The following is an 18,591-nucleotide window of genomic DNA, read 5'->3' as shown; positions in this document are numbered from 1 at the left end:
CGCGTGTCGCCTCTCCCGCAGGCAGGAGAGGAAGCCGGGGCGTCGCATTTCATCATCAGCAATGCCACACATTCGGCATCGCCGCGGCATAGCCCCCCGCCGCCGCGCGCAGCCCCGCCACCAGCCGCATCACCGTCCGCCGCAGCGCCGCCGCATCCGCCGACAACAGCCGCACCACCAACAGCCCGTCGAAACTCGTCGCGCCCCCTTCGCATCCCGCCACCAGTATCCGCGCCAGTTCGAGATGCGCCTCCGCATCCGTCCCGACATACAGCAGTGTCGCCGACGAACACGCGTCCCCGAACCCGAACGGCGCCGCCATCTGCGCCGCGATATCCCCCTCCAGCCGCAGCGCATCGACCCAGACCAGCCGGCCGTCGCGGCGAATGCGCCAGCTGTCGTGGATGCGGCCCGACCGCAGCGTCTCGCCCATCGCCGTCCGCCCGAACACCAGGCTTTCGACCGCCAACAGCCGCCCCGTCGGCGCCACCTCGGCGTCGAAACTGCGCCGCGCGCGCGTCGCGTCGAACAGGATCGCCTCCTGCGCCAGCCATTCCGCCCAGCCGCCGGCGCCGACCGTCACCGCCGTCTCGATCCGGATATCGGCGTCGCCGGGCAGCACGCGGTACAGCCGCTCGGCCGCCTGGGTCGTCAGCGTCGCCGCCGCCCCGGCCGCCACCGCCAGTTCGACCCGGATGCGGTCGCCGCCGGTCAGCCCGCCGGTCGTGGTGATCGACACCGCCTGCAACGGCTCGCCGGGTTCGACATCGGGGAACAGCAGCCGGCATGGTGCGCGCTGGTACAGGTCGGCGACACCCGCCGGGCCGCACGCCAGCCGCGCCGCGCCATCGACGCGCTGGTGGCGCTGGGTGCCCCCGCCCGGCGCCATCGCTGCATATGGTTCCACCCGCATGCCTACAGGATTGGCGTCAGCCGGCCCCGGGTCAACATGGGGTAAATGACGTAGGGCAGACTCAGTTCGGCTTGGGCTTTGAAACCGTCACGTCCTTCACCGGCACTTCGGGCTTGTAGCGTTTCCGGCCTGCCGGCGTGTCGGCGCCATGCTCGGTGGTCACGTCGCTCAGGTAATGCGCCTGGGTCAGGCCCTTCTTGCGCATCGCGATCCCGGTCAGGCAGGCGTGCATGATGAAATTGGCGTTCAGCGGCGTCCGGTACGACACGTCCAGCTGCGGCGCGACCTCGACGATTTCGAAGCCGATGATGTCGGTCTCCGCGCACAGCCGGCGCACGATCGGGATCGCCTCGCGCATCGTCAGGCCGCCCGGCACCGGCGTGCCCGTGCCGGTCACGAACGCCGGGTCGAGCACGTCGACATCGAAGCTGACATACATCTTCTTGCCGGTCTCCTTCGCCTCCTTGACTGCCCGCTCCATGACGACGTTCCAGCCCGATTTCTCAACCTCGGGCATGGCGTGGTAGCGCACCCCGTTGTCGCGCATCCATTCGAACCCTTCCGGCCCCGGCCACGGCCCGCGCAGCCCGACCTGGATGTAGTTCTTCCCCAGCACATGGCCTTCCTTGACCGTGCGATACACCGGCTGGCCATGGGTGATGAAATGCTCGCCGCCCTTGCCGGCGTCGTAATGGCTGTCGAAATGGACGACGCCGAAACTGCCCTTGCCATGGACATCGGCAAGGCCGGCGACGTCGGAATACTCAAGGCTATGGTCGCCGCCGACGATGAACGGGATGGCGCCGGTCCGGGCGATCGCCGCGACCTCCTCGCGGACATGACCCATGGTGCGCTCGGTCGACATGTTGTCGACGGCGATGTCGCCGTAATCGACGATGTTGAGCTCGTCCGACGGGTCGACCATCGTGTACATGTCGATGCCGCCGGCGCCATAGGTGGCGCGCATCGCCGCCGGCCCCGCCTTGGCCCCGCGATAACCCGAACCCATGTCGAGCGGCGCGCCGACAATGGCGACATCGACCTTGCCGGCCACCAGGTCCTCGGGGGTGATGGCGACGGGCGCATTGGCAAAGGTCTTGATGCCGGTTTCCCAGCGGCCGATGTAGCGGTCGAGATAGATCGGCCCCGGCTCGCGCTTCGGGTTCATCGATTGCGGGCGCTTGGTCTTCCAGGCGTTGAAGCGCTCGTCGCCGGTATCGAGCGGGATCATGCCCATGTCGCGCCCGGCCTTGAACTTGAAGTCCTCGGTCATCTGCATCATGCCGTCGACATAGGCCTCGATCTCCGCCGGGCTCTTGTCCAGGAATCGCTTGAACAGCAGGTCGTGGCGCGCCGCGAAGTTGGTGATCTTGTCGGACAGCAGGAACTCCCGCTTCGCCGCCGGCAGCCCGGCGATCTTGGGTGCCAGCCAGGCCGGCACCTCGACCTTCTTGTCCTCCGCCATCACCATCGCGCCGCCGGCGATCCCCGCCAGCAGCACCACGCCGAACGCTGCACCCCGCCTGCTCATGTGGTCCCCCGCCGTGCCGGCTTCGCGTCCTTGTCGTCGGGCTTCTTGTCGACCGGTGGCACCGGCCGCTTGCTGAAATCGCGCCCGTCCTGGCCGTGTTCCGAGCTCAACGGGCTCAGGAACTTCGGCGGCTTGTTGCCCTGCTTGCGCATCGCGACGCCGGTCATGCAGGCATGGATGATGGTCTTGGAATTGAGCGCCGACTGATAGGTCGGGTCCATCGTCGGATCGAGCTCGACCAGCTCGAACCCGACAAGGTTGGTCTCGCTGCACAGCCGGCGGATCATCGGCACGACCTCGCGCATCGTCAGCCCGTTCGATACCGGCGTGCCGGTGCCGGACATGTAGACCGGGTCGAGCACATCGATATCGAACGAGATATAGATCTTGCGCCCGTCCTCGCTGGCTTCGGCAAGCACGCGCTTCATCACCGTTTCCCAGCCGGATTTTTCCACCTCGACCATGGTGTGATAGCGAAAACCCTGCTCGCGCATCCATTCGAAGGTCGCCTCGTCGGGAGACTGGGCGCGCAGGCCGACCTGGATATAGTCGCGGCCGCGGACATGGCCCTCCTTCAGCAGGCGATAGACCGGCTGGCCATGGCTGATCAGATGGGCGTTGCCGCGCCCGGCGTCGTAGTGGGAATCGAAATGGATGACGCTGACCCGGTTCTTGCCATGGACATCGGCCAGCCCGGCGACGTCGGAGTATTCGAGGCTGTGGTCGCCGCCGACGATGAACGGCAGCGCCCCGGTGGCGGCGATCTTGCGGACCTCCTCGCGGACATGCTCCATCGACCGTTCGGTCGACATCTGGTCGACGGCGATGTCGCCGTAATCGACCATGTTCAGCACCTTGTTGGCCGCCACCATCGTGTACATGTCGTTGCCGGGCCCCAGCCGCCCGACGGTGCGGATGGCGTTCGGCCCCAGCTGCGCACCGCGCGTGCCCGACCCCATGTTGAGCGGGATGCCGACCATGGCGATATCGACGGCGCCGGCCTTCAGGTCCTCGGGCGTGATCGCCACCGGCAGGTTGAAGAAGGTCGGGATGCCGCCGCGGCCCTGGGCATAACGCGACAGGTTGAACGGTCCCGGCTCGCGCTTCGGCTCCAGCACCTGCGGCCGCAGCGTCTTCCAGCTGTTGAAACCCGGCACCGTCGTGTCGAGCGGGATCGATGCCATGTCGGTGCCGGCGTGGAACTTGTTGTCCTCCACCACCTGCATCATCGCCTGGACATAGGCCTTGACCTGTTCCGGGGTCTTGTTGGCCCAGCGCCGGTACATCTCGGCACGGTTGGGAACCATCGCCTCGGCTGCCTTGGACAGCATGAAATCACGCTCGGCCGGCGTCAAAAGCCCGATTTTCGCGACGATTTCGGGCGGAATCGCTACCTCGGCACTGGCCAGGGCGGCCGCCATGCCACCCACAAGCGCCATGGCCGCCACCGTCCGCCGCCATCTGCCCGCCATGCCGTCGCCCCTCGACCCTGTTGCCGCAAAGGTGCGCCACCCCGCGCAGTGCAACAAATGGACGTTTGACGTAGGGCGACAGTCCGTGTTCGCCAGCGTAAGGCGCCTTTCCACGCCCGCTACGTCATACGCCTTATGGTCGCGGCGTTTGACGCCGCCCTAGCGTTGCTACAGGTTTCGACGTGCCGGTCACGTTGCGAACGCCCGGGGGCAGGTCTGGACCGATGATGACAGCCACGCAGCATCTGCCGTTTCTCGTCACCGCGCTGGTGCTGGCGGCACCGCTGTCGGCCCAGCCGGCCGCCACGCCGACGACATTCGCCCCGCCCGTCGTACCGCCCGCCCCCGCCGCTCCGCCGCCGACCCCTGCCACCGCCACCAGCGCCCCAATATTGGAGAGCGAGACCAGCGACATCGCCACCCTGCCGCCGGCCGGCCCGCACCGGCTTTTCGTCGCCTCGCGCCGCGGCGGCATCACCATCGTCAACGGCGACACCGCCAAGATCGAGGGCACCGTCAACGCCGCGCCCGCCGCGGGCTTTGCCGCCGCCCCCGACAACAGCCGATTCTACGTCTCGGAATCGATCTGGAGCCGCATCAATCGCGGCACCAGGCAGGATCTGCTGTCGGTCTATGACGGCACGACGCTCAAGCTGCTGACCGAAATCACCCTGCCGGGGCGCCTGATCGCATCGGGCCGCGTGCCCTATTTCAACCTGTCGGCCAGCGGCCACCGCGGTTATGTGCTCAACATGCAGCCGGCACCCTCGGTCGTCGTCGTCGATCTGAAGACAAACAGGCTGCTGTCGGAGGTCGAAACCCCCGGCTGCGGCCTGGTTTTCCCCTATCGCGACGCCGGTTTCGCCGCGCTGTGCGCCGATGGTTCGCTCGCCAATGTCGCGCTCGACAGCCGCGGCAAGGGCAGCATCACCCACACGCCGGTGTTCTTCAACGCCGAAACCGATCCGGTTTTCGAAGAAAGCCTGGTCGATCGCAACACCGGCAAGGCGCTTTTCATCACCTATACCGGCATGGTCCACCCGGCGACGCTCGGCGCCACCACCACGCTTGATCCCGCTTGGTCGCTGCAGCAGGCCGCGGGTCTCGGTACCGCCACCACGGCGCCCCAGCACAAGACCTGGCGCCCCGGTGGTCGCCACCCCTTTGCGCTGCACACCGCCAGCGGCCGGCTGTTCGCGCTGATGCACAACGGCAAGCACTGGACCCAGAAACAGGGCGGCAGCGAGGTCTGGGTGTTCGACATCGCCGGCAAATCGCTACTGCGCCGCTTCGAACTGCCGACCGATGGCTACGTCGTCGGGGTCAGCCAGGATGCCCGACCCCAGCTTTATGTGGTGTCGGAGGAAGGCTGGTTCTGGGTCATCGACCCCGAAACCGGCCGCATCGAGCGCAATCTGAAGGACCTCGGCCGCTCCGGGCTCATCACCGTGACGGGCTTCTGACATGCTGATCGCCTCCACCTTCCTGCTGTGGATCGTCGTCGCCGTGCTCGCAATCGCGGTGCTGGCGCTGGCCCGCCAGGTCGGCGTGCTCCACGAACGCATCGCGCCGATGGGCGCGCTGGTCACCGATGCCGGTCCGCGCGCCGGCGACATGGCCCCGCACGTCCACGCGACCACCCTCGACGGTGCCGCACTGGCCATCGGGCCGGGCCATATGGGCGCGCGCAACACGCTGCTGATGTTCGTCGCCCCCGACTGCCCCGTCTGCAAGAAGGTCGCGCCGCTGGCCAAGGCAGTGGCGGCGGCCGAAAACCTCGACCTGGTCTTCGTCGGCGACGGCGAAGACAGCGCCATTCGCGCCATGGTCGACCGCTACAAGCTCGGCGGCACCCCCTTTGCCAACAGCGCCAGCATCGGCCTTGCCTTCCATGTCGGCAAATTGCCCTATGGCGTGCTGATCCGGCCCGACGGCATCATCGCGTCCAAGGGCCTTGTCAGCAGCCGGGAACATCTCGAAAGCCTGATGATCGCCGACGAAACCGGCTTTTCATCGGCCCAGGCGTATCTGAAAAGCCTCAATGGCAAGGTCGCGGCATGATCGGAGACGCACCACATGGCTGAATTCCAGGCCAGCACCGGCATCGACGGCTGGAGCGAACGGCTGGTCCGGCGGCTGGCCGGCGGTACCTCGCGGCGCGGCGTGCTGAGCAAGCTCGGCCTCGCCATCGTCGCAGCGCCGGTGTTTCCGCTGCTGCCGATCGAGCGGGCGAAGGCCCAGACACCCCAGGCGCCCGCGCCGGCCCCCGGCACGGTGCTGCCCGACCTCACCGATTTCCAGAAAAAAGCCCAGACCAAGGAAGATACCGAGTGCAACTACTGGCGCTATTGCGCCATCGACGGCTCGCTGTGCACCTGCTGCGGCGGCGGCGTTCACACCTGCCCGGCCGGCACCCAACCGTCGCTGACGTCCTGGGTCGGCACCTGCTACAACCCCGACGACAAACGCAACTACCTCATCGCCTATCGCGACTGTTGCGGCACCTCGGGCTGCGGCCAATGCGGCTGCGACAACACCGAGGAAGCGATGCCGACCTACCGCCCGCAGGGCAACAACGAGATCATCTGGTGCTTCGGCACCTCGAGCATGGCCTATCACTGCTCGACGGCAGCGCTGGTAGGCGTCGCCAGTTGAACCGATTTTCGATGCTCGTCGGGCTGTTGGCAGCCGTCCTGACCGCGCCCGCCGCCGCCGCGCCGCCGCCGGCGTGGAAGGCGAACTGCCAGGTCTGCCACCAGACCGACGGCCAGGGCCTTGCCGGGCAGTTCCCGCGCCTGGCGGGGCGCACCGCCGTCATCGCCGCCAAGCCGGCGGGCCGCGCCTATCTCGCCGCCGTCGTCACCAACGGGCTGGCCGGCCGCATCATCGTCGACGGCACGCCGATCATCGGCGTCATGCCGGGCTTCGGCACATTGTCGGACAGCGACCTTGCCGCCGCGCTCAGCTTTGCCGCCCGCGGCGGCACGGCGGCGCCGTTCAAGCCCGCCGAAATCGCCGCCGCCCGCAAGGCGCCGATGAAGAACAGCGCCATGACCGAGCTGCGCGCGCGCCTAATTGCCGACGGGACCATCCCGTGAAGGCACTGGCGCTGCTGGTGCTGTTCACCGCCCCGGCCTTGGCCAGCGACAACAGCGCCGCCGAACGCAACGCCGTCGTACTGTCGCCAGCCCAAACCAAGTTCATCCTGCGCTGCGGCGGCTGCCACGGCACGCTGGGCGCCTCCCCGCCACTGTCGGTGCCGCAGCTGCGCGGCCTCGCCGGCTGGTTCCTGTGCACGCCGGACGCTCGCGAATATGTCGTCCGCCTGCCCAATGTCTCCCGCGCCCAACTGAGCGATGCCGACCTTGCCCAGGTCATGAACTTCGTCACCTTCGATCTCGGCGGCGCGTCCACCCCGCCGGCGACCGTGCGCTTCACCGCCGCCGAGGTCGCGGCGATCCGGACCCGGCCGCTCAACGTGCTGCCGCTCAACGCCTATCGGCGCCAGATCGTCACCGGCCTCATCCGCCGCTGCGGCGCCCCGGCATCCCTGCGCGACTATGGCAAGGCCAATGCGGTGACCATCGCGGCGCGTTGACGCCGGCTGCGTAGCCGCCCCTATTGCCTGCGGTCGCGGAACCTGCGCGCTTGAGCGCGATGACCGGCCTGCCCCTCAACATGCTCGTGGCGCTCGGCATCGGCCTGCTGGTCGGCCTCGAACGCGAACGCAGCAAGGGTCGCGGCCCGACCCGCGGCCCCGCCGGGCTGCGCACCTTCGCGCTGGTGGCCCTGCTCGGCACGCTGGCGATGCATCTTGGCGGTGCGCTGCTGCTCGGGATCGTTGTCGCCGCCGTCGCCGGGCTTGCCGGGCTCGCCTATCTCGGCCGCCGCAGCACCGATCCGGGGCTGACCACCGAGGTCGCGCTGGTTGCCGTGCCGCTGCTCGGCGCCCTGGCGCTGGCCCAGCCGCTGCTCGCCGCCGGCATCGCCGTCATCATCGTCGCCCTCCTCGCCGGCAAGACACGGCTGCACCGCTTCGTCCGCGGCACGCTGAGCCAGGCCGAGCTCGACGATGCGCTGGTCCTCGCCATCATCGCCATCGTCGTCTGGCCGCAACTTCCCGACCGGGCGATGGGCCCTTACGGCGCCATCAACCCGCACCTGCTGGGGCTCGTCGTCATCCTCGTGCTCGCCATCAGTGCCGCCGGCCACATCATGACCCGGGCGCTGGGACCGCGCTACGGCCTGCCGGTGTCGGGGCTGGCTGCCGGCTTCGTCTCCAGCGTCGCCACCACCGGCGCCATGGGCAGCAAGGCCCGCGCCGAACCCGCCGCGCTGACCGCTGCCGTCGCCGGCGGCACGCTGTCGTCGCTGGCGACCTTCGTGCAGATGGTGCTCGTCCTCGGCACCGTCAGCCGCCCGACACTGCTGGCCCTCGCACCGGCGCTGGCCGCCGGCACCGGCGTCATCATGCTGTTCGGTGGACTGTATACCCTGCGCGCCGCACGATCGACAGCGCCGCCACCCGCCAGTGGCCGCGCCTTCAGCCTCGGCGCCGCGCTGCTGCTGGCCGCCGGCATGGCCGCCATCCTGCTGCTCACCGCCGCCGCCCAGCCCTTGTTCGGCACCGCCGGCGTCACGGTCGGCGCGGCCCTCGGCGGCATCGTCGATACCCATGCCGCCGCCATGTCGGTCGCCGCGCTGGTCGCCGGCGGCAAGCTGACCGCGGCGCAGGCCGTCACGCCGGTGCTCGCCGCAATGACGGTCAACGCGGTCATGAAGATCGCCATGGCGGCGAGCACGGCGACCCCGGCCTATCTGCTGCGCGTCGGCGCGGCCGTCAGCGTGTCGATGGCGGCGTGCTGGGCAACCGCCTTTGCCACCGGCGCACTGGGCTGACGGGTCGCCAGGGATGGTCGCCGATGCGGTCGTGCACCGTCTCGACGCGCCGCTCCCCCAGCCAGATCGCCACCGCGCCACTGTCGGCCAGCGCCGTGCGATCAAGCTTCAGCCAGCGCGGCCGGCACCAGCCCGGCAGGCGGCGATCGCTGATCACGATGTCGGCGGCAGCACAGGCCGGCTCGAAGCTGGCGCGGGCGACGTAATCGCGCGACAGCGTCGCCAGCAGCCGCCAGTCGCGGCCGCCGGCATGGATGCGGCTGACACAGGCATCGCCGCTGCACGCCATGCCCGGCAGGTCGACAAAGGCGGCATCCCCCTCCGCCGCCAGCGCATCGCCCCATACATCCTTGAGGAAGCTGCCGGTCCGGGCGCGCAGGAACGCCAGCCGGCCATCGGGCAGGCGCACCGCGGCATTGCGGCCGTCGCTGCTGACCAGCAGGTCCGCCGGCGCTGCCGCCATTGCCAGCACCACGCCCAGGGCCGCGGCGCCAGCCCCCCACCAGCGCAGCCGGGACCGCCACAGCGCCAGCCACAGCCCGCCGGCGATGATCAGCGCATAGGCCGGCACCGGCATCGCCGGCCGCCGCACCACCGCGCAGGGCAGCGCCGCGGCGGCATGGGCGATTTCGACCAGCCAGCCCATGACCAGCCCGACCAGCGGCCAGGCCCAGGCGCCCAACCCGACCACGTCGGCGAGCAGCGCCAGCACCAGCGCCGGCATGATGACAAAGCTCGCCAGCGGGATGGCGACCAGGTTGGCGAGCACGCCGTACAGCCCCGCCCGGTTGAAATGGAACAACCCGATCGACGACAATGCCAGCTCGGCAACCAGCCCCGACACCAGCAGCGACAGCAGGTGACGGCCAAGCCGGTGCAGCGGGTGCTCGTCCTCCTGCGGCGTCGTGAGCCAGCGCCCGAGGCGGGATTCGTACAGCGCCACGATGGCGATGACGGCGGCGAACGACAGCTGGAAACTGGCGCCGAGCAGCGCCTCCGGCCGCACCGCGAGAATGATGAACGACGCCGCCGCCAGCAGCCGCAGCGAAAACGCCTCCCGGCCGAGCACCATGCCGACCAGCACGATCAGCGTCGCCAATATGGTCCGCACCGTCGGCACCTCGCCGCCGGCGAGCAGCGTATAGGCAACGCCGATCACCGCGGCGACGGCAACCGCGATAGTCTTGACCGGCCAACGCAGCGCGATCCAGGGGCTCAGCGTCAGCGTTCGCCGCACCAAAAAGATCGCCCCGCCCACGACAACGGCGATGTGCAGCCCGGAGATCGACAGAAGGTGCGCCAGCCCCGAATCGCGCATGGCCTGGGCGGTTTCGATGGGGATCGCGCCCTGGTCGCCGGTGACAAAGGCGGCAGCGATCGCGCCTGACTCACCGGGGACCGCCGCAACGATCCGCGCCGTCAGCCGGCCTCGCGCCGCGGCGAGCCAGGCAAGCGGCCCGGCGGGCGGCGGGGCCGGCGCCAGCACCCGTACCGGCCCCATCGGAAAGCCGGTCGCGCCGATGCCGGCAAACCATGCCCGGCGCGCGAAATCATAGCCGCCAGGAACGGCCGCCGCGGCCGGCGGCGACAGCATGGCACGAACGGCAACGCGCGCGCCGGGAGCGACTTCGACCTTGCCGCGGACCGTCAACCGCACCAGCGGCGGCAAGCCGCTACCGGCATCGGGCGCCACCAGCAGCCTGATCTGGCGACGATCGGCGCGGTTCTCCACGCCGGTGACGATCCCCGTGACGCTGGCGACCGGGCGCGCCGCAAGAACAGGATGCGCGACCCGCGCCGACCGCCACTCGGCAACGCCCATGCCGGCCAGTGCCAGCAACCCTGCCACCAGCAAGGGCCGCAGGCGCGACAGGCCGCCGGCCAGCGCCAGTCCCAGGCAGAGCACCGCCGCCGCCAGCCGCTGTTCGGCCCAAGGCAGCACGAACCAGGCGGCGATGCCGGCGCCGAACGCCACCGGCAGCCACAGCGCCACGGATTCGCGCTCGGCATCCACAAGTGCCCACCAGCGTGCGGTCAACGCGTCGCGAACCCTGGGGGCCGTGATTTGAACCCCCCCGGCGCTTCTGCTAGTCAGCCCCGCATATGGCCCCGCCATTGCCGTATTGCCCCCGCAATCAGCCTCCAAAGACCCCTATTACCATTGGACAAGAACCAGATGGGCGCAAGCAAAGTCGTTACCCGTTTCGCCCCGTCGCCAACGGGCTACCTACACATCGGCGGCGCCCGCACAGCGCTGTTCAACTATCTGTTCGCGCGTCATCACGGGGGCGAGTTCCGGCTGCGCATCGAGGATACCGACCGCGCCCGTTCGACCGAGCCGGCAATCGAAGCCATTCTCGACGGCCTGACCTGGCTCGATTTCGACTGGGACGGCGAGGTCGTCTACCAGTTCGCCCGCGCCGCCCGCCATGCCGAAGTCGCCCATCAGCTGCTCGCCAGCGGCCATGCCTATCGCTGCTACGCCACCGCGGCCGAGCTGGAAGAAATGCGCGCCGCCCAGCGCGCCGCCAAGCAGCCGCTGCGCTACGACGGCCGTTGGCGGGATCGCACCGACTGGCCGAACGATGTGCCTTATGTGATCCGGCTGAAAGCGCCGCAGGAAGGCAGCGTCACGATCGACGATCTCGTCCAGGGATCGGTGACCGTCGCCAATGCCGAGCTCGACGACATGGTTCTGCTGCGGTCGGACGGCACACCGACCTATATGCTCGCCGTCGTCGTCGACGATCACGACATGGGCGTCACACATGTCATCCGCGGCGACGATCACCTCAACAACGCCTTTCGCCAGCTGGCGTTGATCCGCGCGATGGGCTGGCCGGAGCCTCTCTATGCCCATATCCCGCTGATCCATGGCGCCGATGGTGCCAAGCTGTCGAAGCGGCACGGCGCGCTGGGCGTCAACGAATATCGCGATCAGCTCGGCATGCTGCCCGAGGCGGTGGAAAATTACCTGCTGCGCCTCGGCTGGGGTCACGGCGATGACGAATTCATCAACCGGGCCCAGGCGTCCGAATGGTTCGACCTGTCGGGTGTCGGGCGCGGCCCGGCGCGATTCGACATGAAGAAGCTGGAAAACATCAACGGCCACTACATCCGCGCCGCCGACGATGCGCGGCTGGTTGCGCTGATCGAGGGCCGTGTCGGCACCGCGCTCGGCCGCGCGCTTGCCGATCCCGACCGAGCCATCTTGCAGCGCAGCATGGCCGAACTGAAGAAGCGCGCCAACAATATCAACGATCTGGCATCGGGCTCGGTGTTCTATCTTCGCAGTCGCCCAATTCCGATGGACGATGGCGCGAGCAAGCTGCTAGCGTCGGCAGCACCGGGGGTGCTGGCATCGGCACGCGCGCTGTTCGCCACCATCCCCGACTGGACGGCAATCCAACTGGAAGAACAGGCACGCGCCTTGGCGGAAACATCGGCCCTGAAGCTCGGCCAGGTCGCGCAGCCGCTGCGCGCCGCGGTCACCGGCTCGTCGCAGTCGCCGGGCCTGTTCGAAGTCATGGAAACGCTGGGCCGCGACGAAACCCTGGGGCGCATCGACGATGCCATTGCTTTGATCCCTGCACTGATCCCCGCACCGACCCCCTCGCATTGAACGACAAAGGGCAATCCGAATGACCGAACCCGCAAGCGTCTCCGTCGACGGCAAGAGCGCGAACTATCCCGTCCTGGCCGGCAGCGTCGGCCCCGAAGTCATCGATATCCGCAAGCTGTACGCCCAGACCGGGCGCTTCACCTATGATCCGGGCTTCACCAGCACCGCGGCATGCGAGTCAAAGATCACCTATATCGACGGCGATGCCGGCGTCCTGCTGTACCGCGGCTATCCGATCGACCAGCTGGCCGAACAGTCGAGCTTCCTCGAGGTCGCGCACCTGCTGCTGAACGGCAATCTGCCCAACCCGGCCGAGCACGCCGAATTCACCCGCAACATCACCCGCCACACGATGATCCACGAACAGCTGGCGCAGTTCTATCGCGGCTTCCGCCGCGATGCGCACCCGATGGCGATCATGTGCGGCATCGTCGGCGCCATGGCGGCCTTTTATCACGATTCGACCGATATTCATGATCCGCAGCAGCGCATCATCGCCAGCCATCGGCTGATCGCCAAGATGCCGACGCTGGCGGCAATGGCGTACAAATATTCGATCGGCCAGCCGTTTCTCTATCCCGACAACAGCCTGTCGTTCGCCGGCAATTTCCTGCGCATGACCTTCGGCGTGCCCGCAGAGCCCTATATCATCGACCCCGTCGTCGAGGATGCGATGGAAAAGCTGCTGATCCTCCAGGCCGACCATGAACAGAATGCCTCGACGTCGACGGTGCGACTTGCCGGTTCGTCGGGCGCCAACCCGTTCGCCTGCATTTCGGCCGGCATCGCCTGCCTGTGGGGCCCGGCGCACGGCGGCGCCAACGAGGCGGCGCTCAACATGCTGCGCGAGATCGGCCGGCCCGAGCGGATTCCGGAATTCATCGCCCGCGCCAAGAACAAGGACGACCCGTTCCGCCTGATGGGCTTTGGCCACCGCGTCTATAAAAACTATGATCCGCGCGCCAAGGTCATGGCCGGCGTCGCGAAGACCATCCTCGACAAGCTCGGCATCGACGATCCCATCTTCGACGTTGCCCGCGAGCTCGAGCACATTGCCCTCAACGACCCCTATTTCATCGACAAGAAGCTCTATCCGAACGTCGATTTCTACTCGGGCGTCGTCATGTCGGCGATCGGCTTCCCAACGTCGATGTTTACCGTGCTGTTCGCCATCTCGCGGACCGTCGGCTGGATCGCGCAATGGACCGAGATGATGGAAGACCCGGAACAGAAGATCGGCCGCCCGCGGCAGCTCTACACCGGGCCGACCCACCGCGATTATGTGCCGCTGAACAAGCGGGCTTGACGCCGGCAGCGGCGACCAAGGGAAGTAGAGTATGCGTTACCTCGCCTTTGCGTCGTTGCTGGCGGCGCTCGTCGCCGCGCCGGCGCTCGCTGGCCCGTTCGCCGAGGTCGGTGACCGGCAATTGCGCCAGGACGTCGATTTGCTCAAGGCAGCCGGCCTGGTCGAGGGCCCGGTCGACAGTTGGCCGCTGCCATGGGCGCAGATCGATTCCGGCCTCGACAAAGCCCGTGACGGCCGCACGCTCGACCCCTGGCTAAAAGCGGCGGTCGACCGCCTCGACCGGCTCGGCGACCTGGCAGCGCAGCGCAAGGCCGTCGATATCCGGCTCGGCGTCACCAACGATGTTTCGGTCGCCCGCGACTTCGGCACCCTGGCCCGCGGCAAGGCGGATGCCTCGACACGGGTCGAGTTCAACAGCGATGTGGTGAGCGTCGCTCTCGGCGTCGGCTATCGCGCCGGTGCCGGTGGCCAGGACAACAGCTACCTGCATTTCGAACCATCGCAGATCGCCGTGCGGTTCGGCAATTGGGCGGTTTACGGTGGCTACACCGAGCAATGGTATGGCCCCGGCCATGACGGCGCGCTGCTTTGGTCGAACAGTGCCCGCCCCATTCCCAAGGTCGGCCTGAAGCGTCTGGTACCGGAACGCATCGACTTTCCCGTGCTACGCTGGCTGGGGCCGGTGCAGTTCGAAATCTTCGGCGGCGTCCTCAACGGTCCGCGCCGCGACTATGCCAATATCCTGACCTTTGGCACCCGCGTCGGCTTCGAACCCGCGCGCGGTCTGGCGATCGGGCTGAACCGCGCCCAGATGCTGTGCGGCGACGGGCGGCCCTGCGGATTGAAACAGATCAGCAGCAGCTTCATCGGGTTTGGCAACGCCGACAACCCGACGACCGGCGACCAGGTTGCGTTCCTGCAACAAGCCGGCAACCAGATCGCCGGCTGGGACATAAGCTACACCCAGCGCTTCGGACCGGTATCGGCAAAAGTCTATGTCGAGGCCGAGGCCGAGGATTTCGACAACGTCATCCTCGAGCAATATTCGCGCATGGTCGGCGCCACGCTGCAGGGCCCGTGGGGCAGGAAGGGTGCCAGCTGGGTCGCGACGGTCGAATATGCCGACACCCAGGCGGCATCGCTGTTCAACGGCACACCGCTCGAAAAACTTACCGGTGGCGAGACGATCTATCCGGGCTCCATGTACAACAACAGTCTGTATTTCGATGGTTTCACCTATCGCGGCCGGCCCATCGGTTATTGGACCGATGGCGACAGCCGCAGCCTGTCGTTCTCGGCGGCGGTGACCGATACCCGCAACCGCCGTTGGTATGGCTCCGTGCGATCAGTGCACCTCAACATAAACGACATCGGCAATCCGCCGATCCCGGCCAACGACCCGACCGGTGCCGTCCGCGGCCTGGTGAGCTACAGGATTTCGGCCAACGCTGAAAAGTTCGCGATCGTCACTGCCGGCGCCGAGCTGCCGCTGGCGTTCGGCGATGTCCGCATCGAGGGCCGATTGCAGACCGATTCGCCGAACACGCCGGGCTATCGCGACCGCCAGGCGGCACTGGAAGTGCAGTTTCGGCAGCGCTTCTAGCCGGCATCGGCAACGCCCTTTACTGCACCCAGTCCTCCGCTAACGCCAGTGCCCGAGGATCGTCGATGTCGATCCAGTCATGCGCCGAAACATCGACGGTGAGCGCCCGCCCGCGTGCCGCAAGCGCCCTGACGCCGTCGGACAAGCCCGGCGCCGGCAGCGGCGCCAGTGCCGCCACAAGCTCCGGCGTGATCAGGAACACGCCGCAGTCATGCGCGTCATAGGTGCAGATCTGCTTTCCGATGGCGACGATGCGGCCTTGGCGGGTGGCGACGCGGGTGACATCCGCCTCATCCGCCCATGGGTGGCCCATGCGGCGGTCGATACCCAGCACAAGCCCGGCATCCGGGCAGCCGGCGCCTGCCACGGCGGCATAGACGCCAGGGCTGGCCAGATGGTCGGCCATCACCAACAGCGCCTCGGCTTCGAGCCGGGGCGCCGCGGCGAGCACCGAAACCCCGTTCGGCTGTGCCCATTCCGCATTGTGCAGCGTCTCGGCGCCCCAGGCGTGGACAGCCTCCGCCACGTCATCGCCGCGATAGCCGGTAACGACGAGCGGACGGGTAATGCCCGCAGCCGCCAGGTTGTCGAGGATACGGTGGATCAGCGGCCGCCCGGCAACCATCGTCAACGGCTTCGACGGCGATACCGATCGCAGCCGCGTGCCCATGCCGGCCGCGAGGATGATTGCCTGCATAGCGAACAGGGCCGGAAGCGCGCGCTCCGGCCCCTGAAAGCTGCTTAGTTGACCGTGCCGGCGATGAACTCTTCAAGCGCGGCATAGGCTTCGTCGTCGGTCACCTGGACCGGCGGATGCTTGCAGAAATACGACGACGGCGTCAGGATCGGACCGCCGATCTTGCGATCGAGGGCAACCTTGGCGCAGCGGATCATGTCGATGGCGACACCGGCGCTGTTCGGGCTGTCCTCCACCGACAGGCGCAGCTCCAGATTGAGGGGCACGCCGCCGAACATGCGGCCTTCCATGCGCAGGAAGCAGACCTTGTTGTCGTTCTGCCAGGCGACATAGTCTGACGGGCCGACATGGATGTTGTCGTCGTCGAGACGGCTGTGCGCTACCGACTGCACGGCCTCGGTCTTCGACTTCTTCTTCGAAGCCAGCCGGTCCTTGTTGGTCATGTTGAGAAAGTCGGTGTTGCCGCCAGTATTGAGCTGATAGGTGCGATCAAGCGTCACACCGCGCTTGGCGAACAGATCGGTCAGCGTGCGGTGGACGATGGTGGCGCCCAGCTGCGCCTTGATGTCGTCACCGAGGATGGGAACGCCGGCGGCGCGGAAACGCTCGGCCCATTCCGGGTTCGACGCGATGAAAACCGGGATGTTGTTGACGAAGGCGACGCCCGCCGTGATCGCGGCATCGGCATAGAATTCCGTGGCTTCCTGGCTGCCGACCGGCAGATAGTTAGTCATGACCTGGGCGCCCGAACGCTTCAGCTCCTCGACGACCGAGGCCTTGGTGGCCTGCGGCAGGTCGGCCACGATGAAGCGGCGATCCTCGTGATAGGCGTTCATGTGATCCGAAGCGCCATCGAGCACGCGGCCCATCGACACGATCGCGCCGGTCTTGCCGACATGGTCGCAGAAAACCGCGGTGCAATTCGGCTTGGCAAAGATCGCCTCACCCACGTCCTTGCCGACCTTGCGCGCATCGACGTCCCAGGCCGCAACGATTTCAATGTCCTTGGGCCGATAGCCGGCCAGGTCCCAATGCATCAGGCCCTGTTCGTCATTGGAGCCGCCATTCGAATAATAGGACAGGCCCTGAACGAGCGAGGATGCACAATTGCCAACGCCGACGATGGCGACGGGAATGGACGACATGGTTGAAAGTTCCTTTTCGGGCGGCACGATTCATCAGCCGCGGACCCCAGCTTTGTTTGTTGCAGTTAGACTACGCGCCCGTCCGGGGCAAGAAGGTGTACGAGGTCGCCTGGTAGTTTGCGGCGATCCGATCACCATGCTGGCGTCCGTACTGTGATAACCTTTTGTAAAATCGCCATTGTGCCATACCGGTCGTCACGACGCTGTAGACCGCAATGCCCACAAAACCTTCGAACCAGAAGCCAAACGCGGCAAATGGCAGCCAGGTCCAGAGAAACGTGTTGCGGCGACCGGCGAACAACCTGATGCGGCGTTCGACGGTGCCGGCGTCGTCGAGCTGGATGCCGGTCACGCGCCGGAAGAATTCGCCCTGCACCGCCTCGACGATGGCCGGCAGGATGATCAGGGCGGCAATCGCATAGACCAGCATCGACCCGCGCACTTGCGAAAAATGCCACGCGACCGCAATATACCAGCCATATTCCAACAACTTGTCTAGCAGATGCTCGAGGTCGCCCCATCGCGAAAATTCCACCCGGGTGCGTGCCAGCTTGCCGTCGACGCCGTCCAGCGGCCCGGTGACGAGTGCCAGTATCAGCCCGGTCCACAGCCAGCCGGCAGCGAACGCGACCCCGGCTCCGACGCCGATCAGCCCCGTCCCGACTGTCACCATGTTCGGCGTGATTCGAGTCGGTGCCATCAGGCGCACCAGCAGGTTTTCGGGCAACGGGTGCAAAAAGCGCGCCGGCCAGTCGAGACAACCTTTCTGAGACGCGGCGATCAACGTCTCGCCGACCGCCCTGGCTTCGTCAGGTGTCTGCGGGCGCGACCAGAGCAATGCGATCTCGCGCCGGCGATTTGGTGCGTAGATCGGCAGGGTCGAAAATTCGATGCGGGTGGTCACCGGATCGCCGGCGACTGCACGTGTCAGCACCGAATGCAGGTCCCATTCCCCCAGCCCCGCCGCCAGCGTCCGCAGGGTGGTGCCCGGGAGCGTCAGCACGCCCCCGGCAAAGGTGAGCGCGTCGAGCCGCTCGACACCCGCGGCGCCCTCCACGCCGGCATCGCACACCAGCAAGGCAGGCGCCGGCGCTGCCAGCACCGCCGCGATTGCCCGTTCGTCGACAACCAGGCCTGCGGCCAGCGCGCAAACCCTGTCGCCGACCTGCACCTGGTCGACCAGCGTCGCTGCCGTTACTGCCGCGACCCCATCCGGCAACTGTGTCAAAGGCACAACATCGACGGCAAAAAGCACATCGATCCCGGCACGGCGCAATTGCCGCGCCTGGCGTTCCAGGATCGAAATACCGCCGACAATAAGGGAAGCCGGTGTTTCAGCAGGTGGAAATAAAAGGCCTACCGTACGCATTACACCCCATCGCATGTGCGGCGTGCCTCATAGG

General features: G+C 67.4%; 16 protein-coding genes. 9 read left to right on the top strand and 7 right to left on the bottom strand.

Annotated elements, in window-relative coordinates:
- Nucleotides 1–55 precede the first annotated feature (55 nt).
- The 3 genes from ACP7AI_RS01800 to ACP7AI_RS01790 form a co-directional block, all read right to left on the bottom strand.
- Entirely contained in the window at nt 56–913 is an 858-nt protein-coding gene (locus tag ACP7AI_RS01800) for an urease accessory protein UreD (RefSeq protein WP_426163416.1), read from the bottom strand.
- 61 nt (nt 914–974) lie between these two features.
- Entirely contained in the window at nt 975–2,444 is a 1,470-nt protein-coding gene (locus tag ACP7AI_RS01795; RefSeq protein ID WP_426163414.1) for an agmatinase family protein, read from the bottom strand.
- Nucleotides 2,441–3,916: an agmatinase family protein gene (locus ACP7AI_RS01790; RefSeq protein WP_426163412.1), complete on the bottom strand. Its 1,476-nt coding sequence runs from the start codon at nt 3,914–3,916 to the stop codon at nt 2,441–2,443. Before ACP7AI_RS01790 ends, ACP7AI_RS01795 begins: the two co-directional genes overlap by 4 nt.
- A 224-nt stretch (nt 3,917–4,140) precedes the next feature.
- Between ACP7AI_RS01790 and ACP7AI_RS01785 the strand changes: the two genes are divergently transcribed.
- The 6 genes from ACP7AI_RS01785 to ACP7AI_RS01760 are packed head-to-tail and all read left to right on the top strand — an operon-like array spanning nt 4,141 to nt 8,815.
- Complete coding sequence (locus ACP7AI_RS01785) at nt 4,141–5,379, top strand: amine dehydrogenase large subunit (RefSeq protein ID WP_426163409.1); 1,239 nt, start codon at nt 4,141–4,143, stop codon at nt 5,377–5,379.
- A gap of 1 nt (nt 5,380) precedes the next feature.
- The gene (mauD, locus tag ACP7AI_RS01780; RefSeq protein ID WP_426163406.1) at nt 5,381–5,977 is read left to right on the top strand and encodes a methylamine dehydrogenase accessory protein MauD; all 597 of its coding nucleotides are present in this window, start codon (nt 5,381–5,383) and stop codon (nt 5,975–5,977) included.
- 15 nt (nt 5,978–5,992) lie between these two features.
- Nucleotides 5,993–6,571: a methylamine dehydrogenase light chain gene (locus ACP7AI_RS01775; RefSeq protein ID WP_426163404.1), complete on the top strand. Its 579-nt coding sequence runs from the start codon at nt 5,993–5,995 to the stop codon at nt 6,569–6,571.
- A complete protein-coding gene (locus ACP7AI_RS01770; RefSeq protein ID WP_426163402.1) occupies nt 6,568–7,014 on the top strand; it encodes a c-type cytochrome in 447 nt (148 codons plus the stop codon). The genes ACP7AI_RS01775 and ACP7AI_RS01770 overlap by 4 nt, the downstream gene beginning before the upstream one ends.
- Complete coding sequence (locus ACP7AI_RS01765; protein ID WP_426163399.1) at nt 7,011–7,514, top strand: cytochrome C; 504 nt, start codon at nt 7,011–7,013, stop codon at nt 7,512–7,514. The genes ACP7AI_RS01770 and ACP7AI_RS01765 overlap by 4 nt, the downstream gene beginning before the upstream one ends.
- A gap of 59 nt (nt 7,515–7,573) precedes the next feature.
- Complete coding sequence (locus ACP7AI_RS01760) at nt 7,574–8,815, top strand: MgtC/SapB family protein (RefSeq protein ID WP_426163397.1); 1,242 nt, start codon at nt 7,574–7,576, stop codon at nt 8,813–8,815.
- On the opposite strand, the gene ACP7AI_RS01755 is transcribed toward ACP7AI_RS01760, so the two are convergent.
- Entirely contained in the window at nt 8,757–10,853 is a 2,097-nt protein-coding gene (locus ACP7AI_RS01755) for a ComEC/Rec2 family competence protein (protein ID WP_426163394.1), read from the bottom strand. The genes ACP7AI_RS01760 and ACP7AI_RS01755 overlap by 59 nt on opposite strands.
- Nucleotides 10,854–10,991: 138 nt before the next feature.
- On the opposite strand from ACP7AI_RS01755, the gene gltX reads away from it, so the two are divergent.
- The 3 genes from gltX to ACP7AI_RS01740 are packed head-to-tail and all read left to right on the top strand — an operon-like array spanning nt 10,992 to nt 15,346.
- Nucleotides 10,992–12,437, top strand: coding sequence for a glutamate--tRNA ligase (gltX, locus tag ACP7AI_RS01750; protein ID WP_426163392.1), 1,446 nt, complete (start codon nt 10,992–10,994; stop codon nt 12,435–12,437).
- Nucleotides 12,438–12,456: 19 nt separating this feature from the next.
- Nucleotides 12,457–13,743: a citrate synthase gene (locus tag ACP7AI_RS01745; protein WP_426163390.1), complete on the top strand. Its 1,287-nt coding sequence runs from the start codon at nt 12,457–12,459 to the stop codon at nt 13,741–13,743.
- A 31-nt stretch (nt 13,744–13,774) separates the two neighbouring features.
- On the top strand, nt 13,775–15,346 hold the full coding sequence (locus tag ACP7AI_RS01740; protein ID WP_426163388.1) for a capsule assembly Wzi family protein: 1,572 nt from the start codon (nt 13,775–13,777) through the stop codon (nt 15,344–15,346).
- A gap of 19 nt (nt 15,347–15,365) precedes the next feature.
- On the opposite strand, the gene ACP7AI_RS01735 is transcribed toward ACP7AI_RS01740, so the two are convergent.
- The 3 genes from ACP7AI_RS01735 to ACP7AI_RS01725 all read right to left on the bottom strand — a co-directional run bounded on the left by ACP7AI_RS01735 (nt 15,366) and on the right by ACP7AI_RS01725 (nt 18,557).
- Nucleotides 15,366–16,043: an NTP transferase domain-containing protein gene (locus ACP7AI_RS01735; protein ID WP_426163386.1), complete on the bottom strand. Its 678-nt coding sequence runs from the start codon at nt 16,041–16,043 to the stop codon at nt 15,366–15,368.
- Between the two features lie 44 nt (nt 16,044–16,087).
- Nucleotides 16,088–17,188 (bottom strand): inositol-3-phosphate synthase, encoded by a 1,101-nt coding sequence (locus ACP7AI_RS01730; protein ID WP_426163384.1) that lies wholly within the window; start codon nt 17,186–17,188, stop codon nt 16,088–16,090.
- A gap of 70 nt (nt 17,189–17,258) precedes the next feature.
- On the bottom strand, nt 17,259–18,557 hold the full coding sequence (locus ACP7AI_RS01725; protein ID WP_426163382.1) for a CDP-alcohol phosphatidyltransferase family protein: 1,299 nt from the start codon (nt 18,555–18,557) through the stop codon (nt 17,259–17,261).
- Nucleotides 18,558–18,591 lie beyond the last annotated feature (34 nt).

This window comes from Sandarakinorhabdus sp. DWP1-3-1 (assembly GCF_049896705.1).
Classification (GTDB): Bacteria; Pseudomonadota; Alphaproteobacteria; order Sphingomonadales; family Sphingomonadaceae; genus Sandarakinorhabdus.
Note: the sequence above shows the minus strand (reverse complement) of the source record. Positions and strands in the feature narration are given on the sequence as shown.